Consider the following 18,501-nt stretch of genomic DNA (forward strand, 5'->3'; position numbering starts at 1 on the left):
TGCATCTACCCCTCTCGTCATCACTCCACGCGTTGGAAATCCGTCATGAGCCAGATCGACGTCAACAGTCTGCTGTCCCAGATGCGGCAGATGTCCACCAAGATGCCGATGCCCGAAATCGCGCCGCGCAGCGTAGTGCCGTCGCAAGGCGGGGATTTCGGGGCGCTGCTCAAGCAGTCCATTGCGGCGGTGGGGCAGAACCAGATGGAAGCCGGGAAATTGGCGGCAGGGTTCGAGCGCGGGGACGCGGGGGCGGATCTGGGGCGGACGATGGTCGCGGTGCAGAAGGCGGATCTCTCGCTGCGCGCGATGACCGAAGTGCGCAACAAGCTCGTCGATGCCTACAAAGACATCATGAACATGCCGGTCTGACGGTACGGATCGAACGCCGCAGTTTCCCCCTTACTCACCGATAACGAGCAGTTTTCATGGCAGAAAACGCCATCGCGCCCTCCGACCAAGCCGGTTCGCGCCTGGACCCGCTGAAGCAACTCGCGCAGAGCCCGGCAACGCGGCAGCTGATGCTGCTCGTGGCCGTCGCCGCGGCGGTGGCGTTCGGCGTCGCCGTGGTGATGTGGTCGCGCGGTCCCAACTACGGACTGCTTTACGCGGGGCTGGATTCCAAGGACGCCGCCGCCGTCACGCAAGCGTTGCAGGCGTCGAATACGCCGTATCAGCTCGGCCCGGATGGCGCATCGATCTCCGTGCCTGCCGCCGACCTGGCCGCAGTGCGCCTGCGCCTTGCCGCGCAAGGCCTGCCGCAGGGCAGCGCCGGCACCAGCGCCACCGTGCCGGGAGCCGACTCGCCGTTCGGCATGAGCGACCTGGCCGAGCGCACGCGCTACCAGCAGATGCTGGAGACGGACCTGGGCAACACCATCGCTGGGCTGCAATCGGTGCGCGCCGCACGCGTGCACCTCGCACTGCCCAAGCCTTCCGCATTCATCCGCGACAACCGCCAGGCCAGCGCCTCGGTGCTGGTGACGCTGTTCCCTGGGCGCCAGCTCGACGCCTCGCAGGTGGCGGCGATCGTGCACCTGGTTGCCTCCAGCGTGCCGGAACTGGACGCGCGCCAGGTTTCCGTCGTGGACCAGCAGGGCCAGCTCCTCACCGTCAGCGATCCGGACTCCCCCGGCGCCGTCGGCGACAGCCGCCTGCGCCTGGCCACGCGCATGGAGAACACCTACGCGCAGCGCATCGAGGAACTGCTTACGCCGCTGGTCGGGCCGGGCAAGGTGCGCGCGCAGGTCTATGCCGATCTGGACTTCAGCCAGACGGAGAAGGCCACCGAAACCTTCAATCATGAAAATCCGGCGCTGCGCAGCGAGCAGGTCAGCAGCGAGCAGCGCCGCGACGGTTCGACGGCGGGCGCGGTGCCGGGCGCGCTGAGCAATCAGCCGCCCAACACCGTCGCGCAGCCGACCGCGGCCAAGCCGAATGCGGGCGCTCCTGGCGCGGCGAATGCCGGCGCGACCGCGGCAACGGCGAACGCGGCTTCCGGCGGCGAGAGTTCCAGTAGCGCGACGCGCAACTACGAACTGGACCGCACCGTCAGCCACGTCAGCGATCCGGCCGGTCGCCTGGCCCGCCTCACCGTTGCGGTAGCGGTGGACAACAAGGCGGTGACCGACGACAAGGGCAACAGCAAGAGCGTGCCGTTCACGGCGCAGGAGCTGGAGCATCTCACCGACCTGGCCAAGAACGCGGTGGGCTTCAACCAGCAGCGCGGCGACAGCGTCTCGGTGATCAATCAGCCCTTCCACAAGACGCCGGGCAACGAGCCGGTGCCGGAGACGCCGTTCTGGCAGCGTCCCGGCGTGATGGACCTGATCAAGCAGGGCGGTGGCGTGCTGGTCGCCCTGATCATCGCCTTCGGCTTGCTGCGGCCGCTGCTGCGCGGTGTCTTCAGGTCGCCTGGCACTGCGTTGCAGGCGCTGCCGGCGGGCGGCGCGATACCGACGGTGTCGGTGCGCATCGACGATCCCGAAGACGACATCGATGCGCCGGGACGGCTGGCCGCCCCGGGCATGAACTACGAGGCGCGCGTGGCGATGGCCAAGCGCATGGTCACCGAGAACCCCAAGCAGGTGGCGCAGGTGGTTCGCAGTTGGGTGAATGAAGATGGCGGCTAATATCGAAATCACCGGCGCTCAGCGCGCTGCGATCCTCCTGCTCACCCTCGGCGAGCAGGACGCGGCCGAAGTGCTCAAGCATCTCAACGCGCGCGACGTGCAGGCCGTAGGCCAGGCGATGGCGGGTCTCAGCAACGTCTCGCGCGAACAGGTCGAGCACGTGCTCGGCCGGCTCACCGAGGACATGGGGCGCCACACCTCGCTGGGCGTGGGCACCGAGGAATACATCCGCAAGATCCTGGTCAACGCGCTGGGCGAGAGCAAGGCGGGCGGCCTGATCGACCGCATCCTGCTCGGCCGCAGCAGCAAGGGCCTGGAATCGCTCAAGTGGATGGAGAGCCGCGCGATCGCCGAGATGATCGGCCAGGAGCATCCGCAGATCATCGCGCTGGTGCTGGCGCATCTCGAACCGGATCAGGCCGCCGAAGTCATCGGCTACCTGCCGCCGCGCACGCGCAGCGACGCGGTGATGCGTATCGCGACGCTGGACGGCGTGCAGCCCCATGCGCTGAACGAGCTGGACGAGATCATGGAACGCCAGTTCTCCGGCAATACCAACAAGCTGAAGTCCGCCACCGTCGGCGGCCTGAAAGCTGCGGCGGACATCCTCAACGCGATGGAATCCAGCCGCGAGGCCGAGCTGATCACGGCCATCCGCGGCCATGACGCCTCGCTGAGCGGTCGCATCGAAGAGCTGATGTTCGTGTTCGAAGACCTGGCGGACCTGGACGACCGCAGCATGCAGATGCTGTTGCGCGAGGTGCCATCGGCAAGGCTGGTCACGGCGCTCAAGGGCGCGGAACCGGCGGTACGCGAGCGCATCTTCGCCAATATGTCCAAGCGCGCTTCCGACATGCTCCGCGACGATCTGGAAGTGAAGGGTCCGGTGCGCCTCAGCGAAGTCGATTCGGCGCAGAAAGAAGTGCTGCAGATCGCCCGCCGGCTTGCCGATTCCGGGCAGATCAGCCTCACCGGCGGCGGTGACGACTTCGTCTGATGGCCGGTGCCTTCTTCTCGCGCGACGAATTGAAAGGCTTCCGCCGCTGGGAGCTGCCCGACGTGGGCGAACCCAAGGCATCGGAACCGACACCGGAGCCGCAGGTGCCGCTGCCGACCGTGGCCGACCTCGAAGGGCTTGAGCGCGAAGCGCGCGAGGCCGGTTATGCCGCCGGCCTGGCCGAAGGTCGCGCCGCCGCACGCGAGGCGCTGCGCGAACAAGTCGACCTCCTCGAAGGCATTCTTCGCGCCGCCGCGCGTCCGCTGGACGCGCTGGACGACGCCACCGAGCAGGAACTGGCCCGTCTGGCGCTGGTGATCGCGCGGCAGGTGATCGGACATGAACTCAGGACGTCGCCCGAGCTGGTGGTGAGTACGGTGCGGCAAGCCGTGCTCGCGCTCCCGTCGGCGGCACGCACGGTGCGCGTGTATCTGCACCCGGAGGACCTTGCGCTGCTGCGCGAGCTGGACGCGGCCGAGTCCGACTGGCAGTTGATCGCCGACCTCGCCCTGCAGCGCGGCGACTGCCGTGTGGAAAGCGAAACCTCGCGCCTGGACGCGCGCGTGGAGACGCGTCTGGCCGCCGTCGCCGACGCGGTGTTCGGCGACGAAGCCGGCAGCGACGATCCCGAACTGGAGATGGCATGAGCGCCGACCGCGCCACCGCCGAACGTTGGCGTCACCGCCTGGCCCGCCGCGCGCGCCGCGCCGAAGCCGCCGCTCCGTTGGTGGTGGAAGGACGCCTGCGCCGCGTGGTAGGACTCACGCTGGAGGCCGAGGGTTGCGAAGCGCCGCTGGGCGCGCGCTGCCTGGTCGCCACGGCCGGCGGCGATCAACTCGATACCGAGGTGGTCGGTTTCGCCGACGATCGGCTGCTGTTGATGCCCGTCACCGAAATGCACGGCGTGCTGCCCAACGCGCGCGTGCGCCCCTGCGCCCACGCCGGTGGCCTGCCGGTGGGCGCGGCGCTGCTCGGCCGCGTGATCGGCGCCGATGGCCTGCCGCTGGATGGCCTGGGTCCGCTCGACGTGGACGAACACGCTTCGCTCAAGCGCGAGCCGATCAACCCCATGGCGCGCAAGCCGATCGACGCACCGCTGGACACCGGCGTGCGCGCGATCAACGCGCTGCTCACCGTCGGTCGCGGCCAGCGCCTGGGCCTGTTCGCCGGCTCCGGCGTCGGCAAATCGACGCTGCTGGGCATGATGACGCGGTACACCGACGCGGATGTCGTGGTGGTCGGCCTGATCGGCGAGCGCGGCCGCGAGGTGAAGGAATTCGTCGAGCACACGCTGGGCGAAGAAGGGCGCGCCCGCGCGGTGATCGTCGCCGCGCCGGCCGACGCGCCGCCGCTCAAGCGCCTGCGCGGCGCGCAGTACGCCACGGCCATTGCCGAATGGTTCCGCGACCGCGGCCAGCGCGTGCTGCTGCTGATGGACTCGATCACCCGCTACGCCCAGGCCCAGCGCGAGATCGCGCTGGCCATCGGCGAACCGCCGGCGACCAAGGGTTATCCGCCATCGGTATTCGCACTGCTGCCCGCGCTGGTCGAGCGCGCCGGCAACGACGCGGAAGGACGCGGTTCGATCACCGCGTTCTACACCGTGCTTACCGAGGGCGATGACTATCGGCACGACCCGATCGCCGACGCCGCGCGCGCGATCCTGGACGGCCATATCGTGCTCTCGCGCGACCTGGCGGAGTCCGGCCATTACCCGGCGATCGACATCGAAGCCTCGATCAGCCGCGTGATGCCGGCCGTGGTCGAGCGCTCGCACCTGCGGGCGGCGCAACAGTTCCGCCAGGTCTATTCGGCTTATCGCCAGCAGCGCGACCTGATCGCCGTGGGCGCCTACCAGAAGGGTTCCGATCCGCAGGTGGACCGGGCCATTGCCATGTGGCCGCGCCTGCGCGCGTTCCTGCAGCAAGAAGTGGACGACCCGACCGCGCTGGCCGCGGCGATCGCCGCGCTCGAAGAGATCGCCGCCGAGGCTGCCGCATGAAGCCGCGTTCCGCCCGTCTCGCCCCCGCCGCCGATCATGCGCGCGAGAAGCGCGAGGCTGCCGCGCAGCGCCTGGCCGAGCAGCAGAACCGGCTGCAGGCGGCGGAGCATCAATTGTCCGAGCTGCGCCGCTACCGCGCCGAGTACGCGCTGGACGGAGCGGCCGCGGTGTCGGTGAGCGCGCTGCTCAACCGCCAGCAATTCGTGGAACGCATCGACCGCGCCATCGCCCAGCAGCTGCTGGAAGTGGAACGCCAGCGCCGGCTGCTGGAGCAGGCCGGCGCTTCCTGGCGCGATGCCCATGCGCGCGAGCGCGCGCTGGAGAGCGTGATTGGCCATGCCCGCGAGCAGGAGCGCAAGAGCGAAGAGCGCCGCGAACAGAACGACATCGACGAACGCATGCAGCACCGCAACCCGCGGCGCCGCGGCTAAGGCTATCCATCATGACCGCCAACGTATCCATGCCCATGTCCACGCCCAAGACTGCCGCTCCGTCCGCCGCCCGCGCCGCGCCCCGCCACGCCGCCGCGCAGCCGGGCAGCGCGGACGACAAAGCGCAGAGCGGCTTCGACCGCCAGCTCGACCAGCTGCTGCGCCAGCCGGGCGCTGCCGCGCTCGCGACCGGGGCCACGCCACCGGCACTGCCTGGCCACGTCACGGTGCCCGCCGCCGAGGCCGATGCCCTGTTGGCCGGCAAGGATGGCGATGGCGCGAGCGATCCCGCCGAACGCAACGGCAACGCCCTGGCCGCCGCCGTGCTGGCCCTGCTGGGGCAGGGCGCATCGATCGCCCATCCCGCGGCGGGCTCAGCTCACGGACAAACGCTTTCGCCCGATGCGGGCAAGGGCGGCGCGCAGCGCGGCCTGCCCGGTTTCCTTGTTGCCGACGGCGCGAAGGATGCCCTTGCATCCGCCGCGCCCATGGCCGCCGGCGGTGCGGATGCCGGTGCGCTGATCTCGACCGTCATCGAAGCCGCCGCACCCGCGGTGCACAAGACCTCTGAGCCCGGCAGCAACATCGAGGCGCTCGCCGCCACGATGACGCCGCAGGCGCCCGCCGCCAACGTCGCGCACGGCGTCCACACGCTGAAGATGGACGCGCCCGTCGGCAACTCCGCCTTCGCCCAGGAGCTGGGCCAGCAGGTCGCCTGGCTAGGCGGCCAGGAGATCAAGGAAGCACGCATCCGCCTGCGTCCGGAAGAACTCGGCCAGCTCGACGTAAAAGTGAGCGTGGCCGAGCACGGCCGCGTGGACGTCAGCTTCACCGCGCAGCATCCCGCCGCGGTAACCGCCGTGCAGCAGACCCTGGGCCAGCTGGATCTGATGCTTGCGGGCCACGGGCTGTCGCTCGGACAGGCGCAGGTGGGGCAGCAGGGGGCGGGGGAGCGTGGGCAGGGGCAGGGAGAAAAGGCGCGAGATGCCGTTGCTTCCAACGAGTCCGAGCCCATGAAATCCGCCCCCCTTCCCTTGGTCGTCGGGTTACTCGACACCTTCGCCTAATCCGGCGTAGATAGGCGATCGAATCCTCTCTGCAGATTTCGTAGCGATCCGATGGTCGCGGCGGCGGAGCGCCGCCTATGGTCAAGCGGCCAGGTGCAACGCCTGGTCCGCGGTATTCGCCTTGCGCGAATGCTCGATCCATTCAAGGGAGAGTAGTTAATGGGAATAAGGAGTAGTGCACGCTGGTGTTCGGCCGTCGCCCTCTTTTCTTTCATGGCTCCAGTCGCTGCCATGGAGCCATTGGCGTCTATATGCACCAGCCAATGGAGCAGCCCGCCACCGGTTGCGGAAACCGGGTACGGGAGTGGAGTGGATCAGATCGTGAACGAACCCGTCAGGTTGCATGGGTTGCTGAAGGACCTGAAAGCCCCGGACGCAGATGGAAGGTTTTGGCAATTCAAGTACGACAAGTGGGCAAGGGCCGATCGGGATAAGAAAATTATCTATATCGAGCCCGAGAAAGCAGATACGTCATCTTCGTCGCAGCTTTCGCATGAGGTGGGTCATGCGGTTCTTGCTTGGAAGCCGGATTGGTCATCGCGAGACGCCTACATCAGATCTGCTTGCCGTGACGAAGGGGCCGCCTTGGCCGAGAACATCCGCACCAGGGAAGTCGTCAAGGAGTGCTTGGGTATAGATATCCATCTCACTTCGGCCGAAGAGGACGCCATGATGGAGAAGTACTACGAGTTGCTGTCGCATCCACCGTTGAATCTCGCGGAGCTCGGATATTTCTTTTGTGAGCGCAATACCGTGTCAGGGGGCGAGAAGAGTTACCTCGACTACTACGGGGAGCACTACGACAGCGTTATCGGGGAGGTATCACCATGAGGAATGTATTGCGCGTGTGTCTGCCAGCGCTCTTGTTCATCCTTCATCCTAACTTGTCACAGGCCGAGATTTCGGGATCTCAGTGGAACGAGGAGATATGGCAGAAGATCAGGCTGATTGAAATGAAAGCCGCACAGGGGCGGGAATCCCTGTCCGAGGTTTGGCCCGTACCAGCACACCTTCAAAAGATTCAGCGATCCGGACAGTTGTCCTCCGTAGAAGGAGGGATGGTTGCAGTGACGTCAGACGTCATCATTACCAGCTCCGAAATCCGTCTGAACAAAGACATCCCGGTCCTTGCATTTTTTGAGATCGATGGTCGATGCATCACAGTGAAGGAACTCAAGCGGCACTATCCCGACGTATCGATAACTGACGTCCCCCACTCGATGTCGCCCGAAGATAAAACGTACTGGTCCACCGAAGGCGGTCACGGAAAAATCGCATTTGGTTTTGCCCAGAAGCGGCCAGCCTGTCTCTCGGCTGTCGTATTTACGCCGAGGACCACCCGGGGCCCCTAAGGGTTTGCGTGGAAATCCGCTACCGGGCGGCCCGCGGCCGCCCGGTTTCCTCCGCCCCATCCACTGTCATGACGGCGACGCGACGCCTCTCCGCCACGCGTCAAGAAAACGCCGCGCCCGCCTCCGGGCAGCCCGCAACCCGCGCCGCTGAGCTGTTTCTCACGATGGCATGCCGATTGCATTCAGACCTTGGCCTCGCGCGGGAAAGCGCGGGGCACGAATCCGTTGCATATCGAGGTCATGCATGTCGAACGCTGAGCAAAGTCCGGTCGAGCAGCCCGCCAAGAAAGGCGGGGCCGGGCGCGGCACCATCCTGGTCCTGGTCTTCGCGCTGCTGGTGGTGTCGGCGGTGTGCGGCTACGCGCTGTTCACCCTGCGCGGCCACGCGGCCGACGGCGGGAGTCGGACGGCCGAGGCCAAGCCCGAGAAGAAGGGGCCGGAAGTCTTCCTCGCGATGGATCCGGCTTTCGTGGTGAATTTCCAGAAGGCCGAGGGCCTCAGCTATCTGCAGGTCGGCGTCACGCTGATGTCGCACGACCCGGCCGCCATCCAGGCCGCCAAGGACGCCGATCCGGTGATCCGCAACGCGCTGGTGATGCTGTTCTCCAGCCAGGACTACACCGAGCTCGCGGATATCCAGGGCAAGCAAAAGCTGCAGGCCAAGGCGCTGGCGGCGGTGCAGAAGATCCTCCAGGAGCGTACCGGCCACGCAGGGGTCGAGGCGCTGTACTTCACCAGCTTCGTGATGCAGTGAGGCGGCCGTGAGCGACTTGCTCTCCCAGGAAGAAATCGACGCGCTGCTCAATGGCGTCAATGGCGGCGACGTGCCCACCGGTGGCGACGAACCGCCGCCGGCCGACGCGGTGCTGTCCTATGACTTCACCCAGCAGGACCGCATCGTCCGCGGCCGTCTGCCGACGCTGGAAATGGTCAACGACCGTTTCGCGCGCTATTTCCGCGCCGGCATCTTCAGCGTGCTGCGCAAGACCTGCGAGGTCTCGGTGCTGGGCGTGAAGATGTCCAAGTTCAACGAATACGTGCACGGCCTGGCGGTGCCCAGCAACCTTAATCTGGTGCGCGTGAAGCCGCTGCGCGGCACCGCGCTGATCGTGATGGAACCGCGCCTGGTCTTCAGCGTGATCGACAACTTCTTCGGCGGCGACGGCCGCTATCACGCGCGCATCGAGGGCCGCGACTTCACGCCCACCGAGTCGCGCGTGATCCAGATCATGCTGGCGGAAGTCTTCACCGCGATGGTCGAAGCCTGGGCGCCGGTGCTGCCGCTGAACTTCGAGTTCCTCAACTCGGAGATCAATCCGCAGTTCGCCAACATCGTCAGCCCCACCGAGACGGTGGTGGTATCGCGCTTCCACGTGGAGGTGGACGGCGGTGGCGGCGAAATCCACCTCACCTTGCCGTACTCGATGGTCGAGCCGATCCGCGTGCTGCTCGATGCGGGCGTGCAGAGCGACCGCGTCGAGCGCGACGAACGCTGGCTGCAGAGCCTGCACCAGGAGGTGCTGGACGCCGAAGTCGAACTCAGCTCGCTGATGCTCGAAGTGGACATGAACATCGGCGACTTCCTGCAGCTGCGGCCCGGCGACGTGATTCCGGTGAACCTGCCGGAGCTGTGCACGATGTTCGCCGAGGACGTGCCCATTTTCCGCGGCCAGGTCGGCCGCGCCGGCGGCCACAAGGCCGTGCGCTTCCAGTCCCCCGCCGGCCGCCGCGAAAGCCGGCACATCAATGAATTCTCCACCGGGAATACCCAAGCATGAGCACCACCACCAACGATTCGGCCACCTTGCTCGATCCCACCGGCCGCCCCGAATACGAAACCATGCTCGGCGTGGCGGGCGAAAGCGGGGACGTCAACCTCGACCTGATCCTGGACGTGCCGGTCACGCTGGCGATGGAAGTCGGCCGCACGCGCATCAGCATCCGCAACCTGCTGCAGCTCAACCAGGGCTCGGTGGTGGAGCTGGACCGCGCCGCGGGCGAGCCGCTCGACGTCTTCGTCAACGGCACCCTGGTCGCCCATGGCGAAGTGGTGGTGATCAACGAGAAGTTCGGCATCCGCCTGACCGACGTGATCAGCCCCGCCGAGCGCGTGCGGAAGCTGCGCTGACATGAGCCTGCTGCTCGCCTTCGCCGCCACCCCGGCGGCCGATCCCGGCGTGGGCGCGGAATTGCTGCGCGTCTGCCTGAGCCTGATCGGCATCGTCGCGCTGATCTTCGCCGCGGGCTGGCTGGGCCGCCGCGCGCAGGGCCGCGCGCAATCGGGCGGGCGGCGCATCCGCTGCGTCGAGTCGTTCGCCGTGGGCACGCGCGAACGCGTGCTGCTGCTGGAGGCCGACGGCAAGCGGCTGCTGGTCGGCGTGGGGCAGGGCGGCCTGCGCACGCTGCACGTGTACGAGGGCGAAGCCCCCGCCGTCGATACGCCGTCATTGCCGACGCCACCCGCTTTCGCGGATCTGCTCGGCCTCTGGAAACGCAAGTCATGAAGAAGTGCTTCCTCCTCGCGCTGCTCGCTCTGCTGGCGCTGGCGCCGTCGCCGCTGCTGGCCGATCCCGTCGCGGGCATTCCGGCACTGACCGTGCAGAACGCCGGGGGCGGCCAGAGCTGGACGCTGTCGCTGCAACTGCTGGGCCTGATGACGGTTCTCACGCTGCTGCCGGCGGTCCTGCTGATGATGAGCTCGTTCACGCGAGTGATCATCGTGCTGGGTTTCCTGCGCCAGGCGCTGGGCACGCAATCCACGCCGCCGAACCAGGTACTGCTGGGGCTGGCGCTGTTCATCACGCTGTTCGTGATGTCGCCGGTGCTGGAGCGGGCCTACGCCGATGGCGTGAAGCCCTATATGGACGGCCAGCTGTCGGCGGAGCTGGCCATTCCCGCGGCGGCGGCGCCGTTCAAGCGCTTCATGCTGGACCAGACGCGCGATCCGGACCTGCAGCTCTTCACCCGCCTGGCGAAGGAGCAGCCCTATGCGAGCAAGGACGACGTGCCGTTTCGCGTGGCGATGCCGGCGTTCGTGACGAGCGAGCTGAAGACGGCGTTCCAGATGGGCTTCCTGCTGTTCATTCCGTTCCTGATCATCGATCTGGTGGTGGCGAGTGTGTTGATGTCGATGGGCATGATGATGGTGTCGCCGATGATCATCTCGTTGCCGTTCAAGATCATGTTGTTTGTGTTGGTGGATGGGTGGTCGTTGTTGCTGGGGACATTGGCGGGGAGTTTTTACTCGTGAGCGCCTCTACACGTCATGCCGGCGCAGGCCGGACGGAGCGCGTCGCGCAGAGAACGCTCGGAGGGCGGCCCCGAAGGGGCGAGCGTAGCGAGTCATCCAGTGGCGACATCGCTCGGTTGTCGCCTCACGGCCAGCCTTGTCTCGCCCCTCGCGGGGCGAGGGTTTCGCTCTCCTGCCGGAGAGCGAGTTACTTCTTCTTGCTTGCCCAAGAAGAAGTAACCAAGAAGAAGGGCCCCCTGCGCGGCGCCCTCCGCAGCCTACGCTGCTGCGGGTGCGTTGAGGGCTGGCCGGGCTTTTCGATCGGGCATCCCTGCCCGAATCGAAAAGGCGGGGACGTCCTGTCCCCGCCCGCCTGCGGCGGCCTGATCGTCCAGCCCTCACCGCCGCGAAGGGAACCCGGCAGATCAAGAGCAACTCGGAGCGTCGCTTCGCTCGCTCTTGTTTGGTCGTTGCTGCTTACCGCGGTACCGCACTTCCCCTTCTCCCCTTCGGGGAGAAGGCGGGATGAGGGGCGGATGCTCGAGAAGGTGCTGGTTCGTGCGAGCCGTTTGCGCATGGGGTTTGCTCGAGTTTTCGAGCTTTCGCTCCGGCCGGCCCCTTACCCCAACCCTCTCCCCGAAGGGGAGAGGGAGATGGAGGCTTTGGCATGACCCCCGAATCCGTCATCGAATTCGGCCAGCACGCGCTCTACGTGGCGATGCTGGTCGCCGCGCCGCTGCTGCTCACCGCGCTGGCGGTGGGTGTGCTCATCGGTGTGATCCAGGCGGCGACGCAGATCAATGAAATGACGTTGAGCTTCATCCCGAAGCTGATCGCGATGGCGCTGGTCGCGCTGATCGCAGGTCCCTGGATGCTGCGTACGCTGGTGCAGTTCACGCGGCAGCTGATCGAAAGCCTGCCGGGAGCGGTCAGGTGACTACCGTCGACCTCGCCCAGTTGCCGGTCTGGCTCGGCGGCCTGCTGTGGGCGATGGGACGCGTGGCGGGGCTGTTTCTCGTCGCGCCGGTATATGGCGCCAGCGTGCTGCCGGCGCGTACTCGCGTGGGGCTGATCGTAATGCTGACCATGGTGCTCGCGCCGATGGCGCCGGCACGCATCGATCCGCTCACGGCGGAAGGCATCGCGACGATGGCGGGGCAGGTGCTGATCGGCGCGGCCGTGGGTTTCGTGCTGCGCCTGACTTTCGAGGCTGTAGCCTTTGGCGGGCAGCTGGTGGCGCAGAGCATGAGCTTGGGGTTCGCCGAGGTGGTCAATCCGCAGGGCGGCGGCAGTTCGCCGGTGCTCAATCAGTTTTATCTGCTGCTGGTCACCTTGCTGTTCCTGGCGATGGACGGGCACCTGCGCCTGGTGGCCCTGCTGGCCGAGAGCTTCCGTACGTTGCCGCCGGGTACGGATGCGATTTCGCCTAACGGCCTGCATGCGGTCGCCGCGTTCGGCGGGCAGCTGTTCTCCGGCGCGGTACGCGTGGCGCTGCCGGCGATGACCTCGCTGCTGGTGGTGAACATGGGCTTTGCGGCGATCAGCCGCGCGGCACCGGCGATGAACCTGTTCGCGGTGGGCTTCCCGATCACGATCTGCCTGGGCTTCATCGCCCTGTGGCTGGCGCTGCGCAGCCTGCCCGGCGCCTTCGGCGCGCTGGAGGAAAGCGCGTGGTCGCTGATGCGCGAACTCCTGGGAGCCTGAGGGGGCCGGCGCCATGTCCGAACACGACGACCAGGAACGCACCGAAAAACCATCAGAAAAACGCCTGCGCGAAGCGCGCGAGAAGGGCGACGTCCCACGCTCGCGCGACCTCTCCGGCGCCCTGGTGGTGCTGGCCGGCATCGCCGCGCTGATGAGCGGCAGCGAGCGCGCGTTCGTGCATGCGCGGCGTATCTACGAGCTGGGGTTCGGCTACAGCCGTGAGGCGCTGTTCTCCGGCGAACTCCATGGGCGCGTGCTCGGCGCCGCGCTGCGGGAAGCGATGGCGCTGCTGACGCCGGTGGCGGTGGCGACGCTGCTCGCCACGCTGGCCGCTCCCGTACTGCTCGGTGGCTTGAGCTTCAGCGCGCAAGCCTTGCAGCCGAAGTTCGACCGGCTCGATCCCATCGCCGGCCTGGCGCGCCTGGTCTCGCTGCGCGGCCTGGTGGAACTGGCCAAGTCGCTGCTGAAGCTGGTCTTCATCGGCGCGGCGCTCGCCTGGTTCCTGTGGCACGGACAGGAGGCCATGCAGGCCAGCGGCCGCGGCACGGTGTTCGCCGGCATCGCGCTGTCGCTTTCCCAGCTCGGCCGCGCGGCCTTGCTGTTCGGCACCATGCTCGCGCTGATCGGCGGCATCGACGCGGCCTACCAGCGCTACGACTATGGCCGCCGCCTGCGCATGACCAAGCAGGAACTGCGCGACGAAGCCAAGGAAAGCGACGGCAACCCCGAGCTCAAGGGCCGCATCCGCCAGGTGCAGCATCAGCTCGCGCGCCGCCGCATGATGCAGGAGCTGCCGAAGGCCGACGTGGTGGTGACCAACCCCACCCACTTCGCCGTGGCGCTGAAATACGACGACGGCCGCATGCGCGCCCCGCGCGTGGTGGCCAAGGGCGTGGACGTGATCGCCATGCAGATCCGCCAGGTCGCCGCCGGCCATCGTATCCCCATGGTGGAAGCGCCGCCGCTGGCGCGCGCGCTGTATGCCACCACCGAACTGGGACGGGAAATCCCGGCTTCGCTGTACGTCGCCGTGGCGCAGGTGCTGGCCTACGTGTTCCAGCTGCGCCAGGCCGTCGCCATGGGCGAAGTCCCGCCCACGCCTCCGTCGCCGCAGGTCGATCCGGACCTGCTCGGCCCCTATCGCTGATTCATTCCAGGACACCGCTCCATGGCAGCCGCAAGCGCAAGCGCGTTCGATACTTTCAAGCAGATCAGCCGCCGCGGCGCGGGGGCGCCGATCGTCATGCTGGCCGCGCTGGCGATGGTCATGCTGCCGCTGCCGCCGTTCCTGCTGGATATCCTCTTCAGCTTCAACATCGCGCTGTCGCTGGTGATCCTGCTGGCGGTGATCTACGTGATGCGGCCGCTGGAGTTCGCCGCGTTCCCCACCGTGGTACTGATGGCCACCTTGCTGCGCCTGGCGCTGAACATCGCCTCCACCCGCGTGGTGCTGCTGCACGGCCACAACGGTCCGGGAGCCGCGGGCAAGGTGATCGAGGCCTTCGGTGAGTTCGTGATCGGCGGCAACTTCGCGGTGGGCCTGGTGGTGTTCGCCATCCTCACCATCATCAACTTTGTGGTGGTGACCAAGGGCGCCACGCGCGTGTCGGAAGTGACCGCGCGCTTCACCCTGGACGCGATGCCCGGCAAGCAGATGGCGATCGATGCCGACCTCAACGCCGGCCTGCTCACGCAGGAACAGGCGCGCGAACGCCGCCAGGAAGTGCGCGAGGAAGCGGATTTCTACGGCTCGATGGACGGCGCTTCCAAATTCGTCCGCGGCGATGCCACGGCGGGCATCCTGATCCTGCTGATCAACATCGTCGGCGGCTTCTTCGTCGGCGTGATGCAGCACGGCCTGTCCGCCGGCGACGCAGCCAAGACCTACACCTTGCTGACCATTGGCGACGGCCTGGTGGCGCAGGTGCCGGCGCTGATGTTGTCGATCGCCACGGCGGTGATCGTGACGCGCGTGTCGCGCGCGCAGGACATGGGCAAGCAGGTGCTTGGCCAGGTATTCGGCCAGCCGCGCGCGCTGGCGGTGGCTGGCGTGGTGCTGGGCGTGATGGGCCTGATCCCCGGCATGCCGAACATCGCCTTCCTGCTGCTGGGCGCGATCTGCGGCGGCGCGGCTTGGATGATGCTCAAGCGCGAGCGCGAGACCCGCGCGAAGCTGGCCGAGGAAGCCGCCGTCGAAGCCGCACCCGCCGCCGCGCCCGCCGAACGCCTGGAGCTGGGCTGGGAGGACGTCGCCGGCGTCGATCCGGTCGGCCTGGAAGTCGGTTACCGGCTGATCCCGCTGGTGGACAAGAACCAGGGCGGCGAGCTGATGGGACGCATCAAGTCGGTGCGCCGCAAGCTGTCGCAGGAGCTGGGTTTCCTGGTGCCGCCGGTGCATATCCGCGACAACCTGGACCTGGGGCCCAACACCTACCGCATCACCTTGATGGGCGTGCCGATGGGCGAGGCCGAGGTGCACAACGAGCGCCTGCTGGCGATCAACCCAGGCCGTGTGCATGGCCCGCTGCAGGGCATCGCCACGCAGGACCCGGCCTTCGGCCTGGAAGCGGTGTGGATCGAGACCGGGCAGCGCGACAACGCGCAGGCGCTGGGCTACACCGTGGTCGATCCGGCCACCGTGGTGGCGACGCATCTGTCGCACATCCTGCAGGGCCACGCGCACGAACTGCTCAGCCACCAGGACGTGCAGCAGCTGCTGGACCGCCTGGCCGCGGCCGCGCCGAAGCTGGTGGAAGACCTGGTGCCCAAGCGCATGTCGCTGGGCGTGGTGGTGAAGGTGCTGCAGAACCTGCTGGCTGAGCGGGTGCCGATCCGCAACATGCGTTCCATCGTCGAATCCTTGGCGGAACACGCGGGCCAGAGTCAGGATCCCGGCGCGCTCACCGCCGCCGTGCGCGTCGCGCTGGGCCGGCAGATCGTGCAGGAGATCGCTGGCCTCGGCACCGAGATCCCCGTCATCACGCTGGCGCCGGAGCTGGAGCAGATCCTGCTCTCGTCGCTCGGAAACGGCGGCGTAGCGGGCGCCGCGGTGGAGCCGGGCCTCGCCGACCGCTTGCAGACCGGTGTTGCGGACGCCGCGCGTCGCCAGGAAATGAGCGGCGAACCGGCCGTGCTGCTGGTCGCGCCGCAGCTTCGTCCGTGGCTCGCACGCTTCACGCGTCACGTGGCACAGAACCTGCACGTACTGGCCTACAACGAGGTTCCCGACAACCGTCGGGTGCGTTTGGTGCAGGCGCTGGGCCGGTAATCCGGCGCGCCGGGACAGGGGTTGAACGGAACGATGAAGATCAAGCGATTCGTAGCCGCGGACATGCGCCAGGCCATGCGCGAAGTGCGCGAGGAGCAGGGGCCGGATGCGGTGATTCTTTCCACGCGCCGCCTCGACGAGGGCGTGGAGATCATTGCGGCGGTCGATTACGACGAGTCGCTGGTGCGCGAAGCCGCACGCACCGGCGAGCCGCTGCCGGAACAGGTCCGCGCAAAGCTGATCGACACACCGGCACCGCCGCCGCTGCTGCCGGTGCGGTCGCGGCGCGCGCCGGCGGAGGAGCCAGCCGCCAAGCCGGTGACACCCCTCCTGAAGGCCGCACCGGTCGCCGCCGCAGCGCCCGCGCCCGTAGCCGCTCCCGCGGTTGCCGCGCCGGTCGAGGCGCCGCCGCTGCACCCGATGATGGAACAGGCCGCGCTCGACACCGCGCGCATGCGTGCCGAACTGGGCAGCCTGCGCGAACTGCTGGAAGCGCAGATGGCCTCGCTGGCGTGGAACGACCTGCAGCGCCGCCATCCGCTGCGCGGCCGCGTGCTGCGCGACATGGCGCGGCTTGGCATCGACGCGGACATCGCCCGCCAGCTTGCCGACGAACTGCCCGACCAGCTCAGCGCCGACCAGGCGCGCTACCTGCCGCTGGGCGTGCTGAGCCGCAACCTGCGCATCACCGGTTATGACATCGCCGCCAGCGGCGGCGTGATGGCCCTGGTGGGCCCCACCGGCGTGGGCAAGACCACCACCATCGCCAAGCTCGCCGCGCGCGCCGTGCTGCGCCACGGCGCTGCGCAGGTGGCGCTGGTGAGCACGGACCATTACCGCATCGGTGCCGCCGCACAGCTCGAACACTACGGCCGCCTGCTCGGCACGCGCGTCTTCCCGGCGCACGACGCCGAAAGCCTGCGCGAAGTGCTCGACGTGTTGCGCGGCCGCCGCGTCGTGTTGGTGGATACCGCCGGCGTGGCCGGCAGCGATCCGCGCCTGCAGCAGCAGATGGAGCTGTTGCGCGCGGCCGGCGACGTGCGCACCTGCCTGGTGCTGGCCGCCAACGCGCAGGCGCAGGCGCTGGACACGATGGTGCGCGCCTTCCTGCCGCAGCAGCCGCAGGCCTGCATCCTCACCAAGCTGGACGAGGCTCCGAGTCTCGGCGGCGCGCTGTCGGCGCTGATCCGCCACCGCCTGCCGCTGGACTACACCGCCGACGGCCAGCGCGTGCCCGAGGACCTCACCGCCGCCGACGCGCGCGTGCTGGTCTGCCGCGCCGCGCAGGCGCTCAAAGGCCAGGCCCCGGCCATCGACGAGGGCGACATGGCCGAGCGTTTCGGCCTTGCCGTGGCGAACGCATGATGACGACGCTGGCGATCAACCAGGCCTGGGGCCTGAAAAATCTCTTCTCGGCCTTCCATCCGATGGGCGGCGGCGACGCTCGCGAGACGGGCGCCGTACCGCAGGGCGCATCGGCGCCGGTGCCCCGCCGCTGCCGCGCGATCGCGGTGGCCGGCGGCAAAGGCGGCGTCGGCAAGTCCACCGTGGCGGTGAACCTCGGCATGTCGCTGGCGATGGCCGGCCGCGAGGTCGCGCTGCTGGATGCCGACATGGGCATGGCCAACCTCGACGTGCTGCTGGGCCTGCAGCCGGCGCGCCACATCGGCCATCTGCTGGACGGCAGCTGCACGCTGAGCGAACTGATGCTGCCGGCGCCGCACGGGCTGAAGGTGATCCCGGCCGGCTCCGGCGCGCGGCGCCTGGCCCAGCTGGATACGCGCGAGCACGCCGCGGTGATCCGCGCCTTCGACGAGCTGCCCGATCCGCCGGAATTCCTGGTGGTCGACACCGCCGCGGGCGTCTCCGACAACGTGGTGATGTTCGCCGCCGCGGCTGACGACGTGGTGCTGGTGGTCTGCGACGAACCGGCCTCGCTCACCGACGCCTACGCGCTGACCAAGGTGCTCAGCCGCGACTTCCGCGTGCGGCGCTTCCACGTGGTGGCCAACATGGTGCGCCACGCCGGCGAGGCGCGGCAGCTCTACGACAAGCTCGCGCGCGTGTGCGACCGCTTCCTGGACGTGGCCCTGGATTTCATGGGGGCCATTCCCTACGACGAGCACCTGCGCCAGGCGATCCGCCGCCAGAGCGCGGTGGTGGACCTGTGGCCGGCCAGCCGGGCCGCGCGGGGATTCAAGCAAATGGCGGGTGTGGTCGATACATGGGGTGAACCCCAGAGGACGGGTCGCGACCGCATCGCCTTTTTCGGCGGCCGGGCCGCGACGGCGCCCGACCCGGCCCATGGGGGATGGTGAG

19 protein-coding genes and 1 pseudogene are annotated in these 18,501 nt (G+C 68.1%); all 20 read left to right on the plus strand.

What is annotated here, in order from left to right:
* Nucleotides 1–45 precede the first annotated feature (45 nt).
* Entirely contained in the window at nt 46–372 is a 327-nt protein-coding gene (fliE, locus tag RKE25_RS06390; protein ID WP_311841418.1) for a flagellar hook-basal body complex protein FliE, read from the plus strand.
* Nucleotides 373–428: 56 nt separating this feature from the next.
* A complete protein-coding gene (gene fliF / locus RKE25_RS06395) occupies nt 429–2,132 on the plus strand; it encodes a flagellar basal-body MS-ring/collar protein FliF (RefSeq protein WP_311841419.1) in 1,704 nt (567 codons plus the stop codon).
* Between the two features lie 7 nt (nt 2,133–2,139).
* Nucleotides 2,140–3,129 (plus strand): flagellar motor switch protein FliG, encoded by a 990-nt coding sequence (fliG, locus tag RKE25_RS06400; RefSeq protein WP_311842348.1) that lies wholly within the window; start codon nt 2,140–2,142, stop codon nt 3,127–3,129.
* Nucleotides 3,129–3,776 (plus strand): flagellar assembly protein FliH, encoded by a 648-nt coding sequence (locus RKE25_RS06405; protein ID WP_311841420.1) that lies wholly within the window; start codon nt 3,129–3,131, stop codon nt 3,774–3,776. The genes fliG and RKE25_RS06405 overlap by 1 nt, the downstream gene beginning before the upstream one ends.
* Nucleotides 3,773–5,131, plus strand: a complete 1,359-nt coding sequence (fliI, locus tag RKE25_RS06410) for a flagellar protein export ATPase FliI (protein ID WP_311841421.1) — start codon at nt 3,773–3,775, stop codon at nt 5,129–5,131. The genes RKE25_RS06405 and fliI overlap by 4 nt, the downstream gene beginning before the upstream one ends.
* The gene (fliJ, locus tag RKE25_RS06415; RefSeq protein WP_311841422.1) at nt 5,128–5,562 is read left to right on the plus strand and encodes a flagellar export protein FliJ; all 435 of its coding nucleotides are present in this window, start codon (nt 5,128–5,130) and stop codon (nt 5,560–5,562) included. Before fliI ends, fliJ begins: the two co-directional genes overlap by 4 nt.
* Before the next feature lie 11 nt (nt 5,563–5,573).
* Nucleotides 5,574–6,629, plus strand: coding sequence for a flagellar hook-length control protein FliK (locus tag RKE25_RS06420; protein WP_311841423.1), 1,056 nt, complete (start codon nt 5,574–5,576; stop codon nt 6,627–6,629).
* A gap of 321 nt (nt 6,630–6,950) precedes the next feature.
* Nucleotides 6,951–7,460 (plus strand): hypothetical protein, encoded by a 510-nt coding sequence (locus RKE25_RS06425; RefSeq protein WP_311841424.1) that lies wholly within the window; start codon nt 6,951–6,953, stop codon nt 7,458–7,460.
* A complete protein-coding gene (locus RKE25_RS06430; RefSeq protein ID WP_311841425.1) occupies nt 7,457–7,981 on the plus strand; it encodes a hypothetical protein in 525 nt (174 codons plus the stop codon). The genes RKE25_RS06425 and RKE25_RS06430 overlap by 4 nt, the downstream gene beginning before the upstream one ends.
* Before the next feature lie 244 nt (nt 7,982–8,225).
* A complete protein-coding gene (locus RKE25_RS06435) occupies nt 8,226–8,735 on the plus strand; it encodes a flagellar basal body-associated FliL family protein (RefSeq protein ID WP_311841426.1) in 510 nt (169 codons plus the stop codon).
* Nucleotides 8,736–8,742: 7 nt separating this feature from the next.
* Complete coding sequence (fliM, locus tag RKE25_RS06440) at nt 8,743–9,759, plus strand: flagellar motor switch protein FliM (protein ID WP_311841427.1); 1,017 nt, start codon at nt 8,743–8,745, stop codon at nt 9,757–9,759.
* A 62-nt stretch (nt 9,760–9,821) separates the two neighbouring features.
* On the plus strand, nt 9,822–10,109 hold the full coding sequence (fliN, locus tag RKE25_RS06445; protein ID WP_311842349.1) for a flagellar motor switch protein FliN: 288 nt from the start codon (nt 9,822–9,824) through the stop codon (nt 10,107–10,109).
* Between the two features lies 1 nt (nt 10,110).
* A complete protein-coding gene (locus tag RKE25_RS06450) occupies nt 10,111–10,485 on the plus strand; it encodes a flagellar biosynthetic protein FliO (RefSeq protein WP_311841428.1) in 375 nt (124 codons plus the stop codon).
* Nucleotides 10,482–11,231: a flagellar type III secretion system pore protein FliP gene (fliP, locus tag RKE25_RS06455; RefSeq protein ID WP_311841429.1), complete on the plus strand. Its 750-nt coding sequence runs from the start codon at nt 10,482–10,484 to the stop codon at nt 11,229–11,231. Before RKE25_RS06450 ends, fliP begins: the two co-directional genes overlap by 4 nt.
* Nucleotides 11,232–11,844: 613 nt before the next feature.
* A pseudogene (gene fliQ, locus RKE25_RS06460) lies at nt 11,845–12,147 on the plus strand (flagellar biosynthesis protein FliQ); the annotation flags it as partial.
* Nucleotides 12,144–12,914: a flagellar biosynthetic protein FliR gene (gene fliR / locus RKE25_RS06465; protein ID WP_311841430.1), complete on the plus strand. Its 771-nt coding sequence runs from the start codon at nt 12,144–12,146 to the stop codon at nt 12,912–12,914. The pseudogene fliQ and the gene fliR, both read left to right, overlap by 4 nt.
* Nucleotides 12,915–12,927: 13 nt before the next feature.
* Complete coding sequence (gene flhB, locus RKE25_RS06470) at nt 12,928–14,061, plus strand: flagellar biosynthesis protein FlhB (protein ID WP_311841431.1); 1,134 nt, start codon at nt 12,928–12,930, stop codon at nt 14,059–14,061.
* 21 nt (nt 14,062–14,082) lie between these two features.
* The gene (gene flhA, locus RKE25_RS06475; RefSeq protein WP_311841432.1) at nt 14,083–16,182 is read left to right on the plus strand and encodes a flagellar biosynthesis protein FlhA; all 2,100 of its coding nucleotides are present in this window, start codon (nt 14,083–14,085) and stop codon (nt 16,180–16,182) included.
* Between the two features lie 33 nt (nt 16,183–16,215).
* Nucleotides 16,216–17,547, plus strand: coding sequence for a flagellar biosynthesis protein FlhF (gene flhF / locus RKE25_RS06480; RefSeq protein WP_311841433.1), 1,332 nt, complete (start codon nt 16,216–16,218; stop codon nt 17,545–17,547).
* Nucleotides 17,544–18,500 (plus strand): MinD/ParA family protein, encoded by a 957-nt coding sequence (locus tag RKE25_RS06485; RefSeq protein WP_311841434.1) that lies wholly within the window; start codon nt 17,544–17,546, stop codon nt 18,498–18,500. The genes flhF and RKE25_RS06485 overlap by 4 nt, the downstream gene beginning before the upstream one ends.
* The last annotated feature ends 1 nt before the right edge of the window (nt 18,501 follow it).

Source organism: Dyella sp. BiH032 (genome assembly GCF_031954525.1).
Classification (GTDB): domain Bacteria; phylum Pseudomonadota; class Gammaproteobacteria; order Xanthomonadales; family Rhodanobacteraceae; genus Dyella_D.

Excerpts from the sequence above, each read along its gene's own strand:
- fliE (WP_311841418.1), top strand. The coding sequence starts at position 46 with ATGAGCCAGATCGACGTCAACAGTCTGCTGTCCCAGATGCGGCAGATG.
- fliF (WP_311841419.1), top strand. The coding sequence starts at position 429 with ATGGCAGAAAACGCCATCGCGCCCTCCGACCAAGCCGGTTCGCGCCTG.
- RKE25_RS06405 (WP_311841420.1), top strand. The coding sequence starts at position 3,129 with ATGGCCGGTGCCTTCTTCTCGCGCGACGAATTGAAAGGCTTCCGCCGC.
- fliI (WP_311841421.1), top strand. The coding sequence starts at position 3,773 with ATGAGCGCCGACCGCGCCACCGCCGAACGTTGGCGTCACCGCCTGGCC.
- fliJ (WP_311841422.1), top strand. The coding sequence starts at position 5,128 with ATGAAGCCGCGTTCCGCCCGTCTCGCCCCCGCCGCCGATCATGCGCGC.
- RKE25_RS06420 (WP_311841423.1), top strand. The coding sequence starts at position 5,574 with ATGACCGCCAACGTATCCATGCCCATGTCCACGCCCAAGACTGCCGCT.
- RKE25_RS06430 (WP_311841425.1), top strand. The coding sequence starts at position 7,457 with ATGAGGAATGTATTGCGCGTGTGTCTGCCAGCGCTCTTGTTCATCCTT.
- RKE25_RS06435 (WP_311841426.1), top strand. The coding sequence starts at position 8,226 with ATGTCGAACGCTGAGCAAAGTCCGGTCGAGCAGCCCGCCAAGAAAGGC.
- fliN (WP_311842349.1), top strand. The coding sequence starts at position 9,822 with ATGCTCGGCGTGGCGGGCGAAAGCGGGGACGTCAACCTCGACCTGATC.
- RKE25_RS06450 (WP_311841428.1), top strand. The coding sequence starts at position 10,111 with ATGAGCCTGCTGCTCGCCTTCGCCGCCACCCCGGCGGCCGATCCCGGC.
- fliP (WP_311841429.1), top strand. The coding sequence starts at position 10,482 with ATGAAGAAGTGCTTCCTCCTCGCGCTGCTCGCTCTGCTGGCGCTGGCG.
- flhB (WP_311841431.1), top strand. The coding sequence starts at position 12,928 with ATGTCCGAACACGACGACCAGGAACGCACCGAAAAACCATCAGAAAAA.
- flhA (WP_311841432.1), top strand. The coding sequence starts at position 14,083 with ATGGCAGCCGCAAGCGCAAGCGCGTTCGATACTTTCAAGCAGATCAGC.
- flhF (WP_311841433.1), top strand. The coding sequence starts at position 16,216 with ATGAAGATCAAGCGATTCGTAGCCGCGGACATGCGCCAGGCCATGCGC.
- RKE25_RS06485 (WP_311841434.1), top strand. The coding sequence starts at position 17,544 with ATGATGACGACGCTGGCGATCAACCAGGCCTGGGGCCTGAAAAATCTC.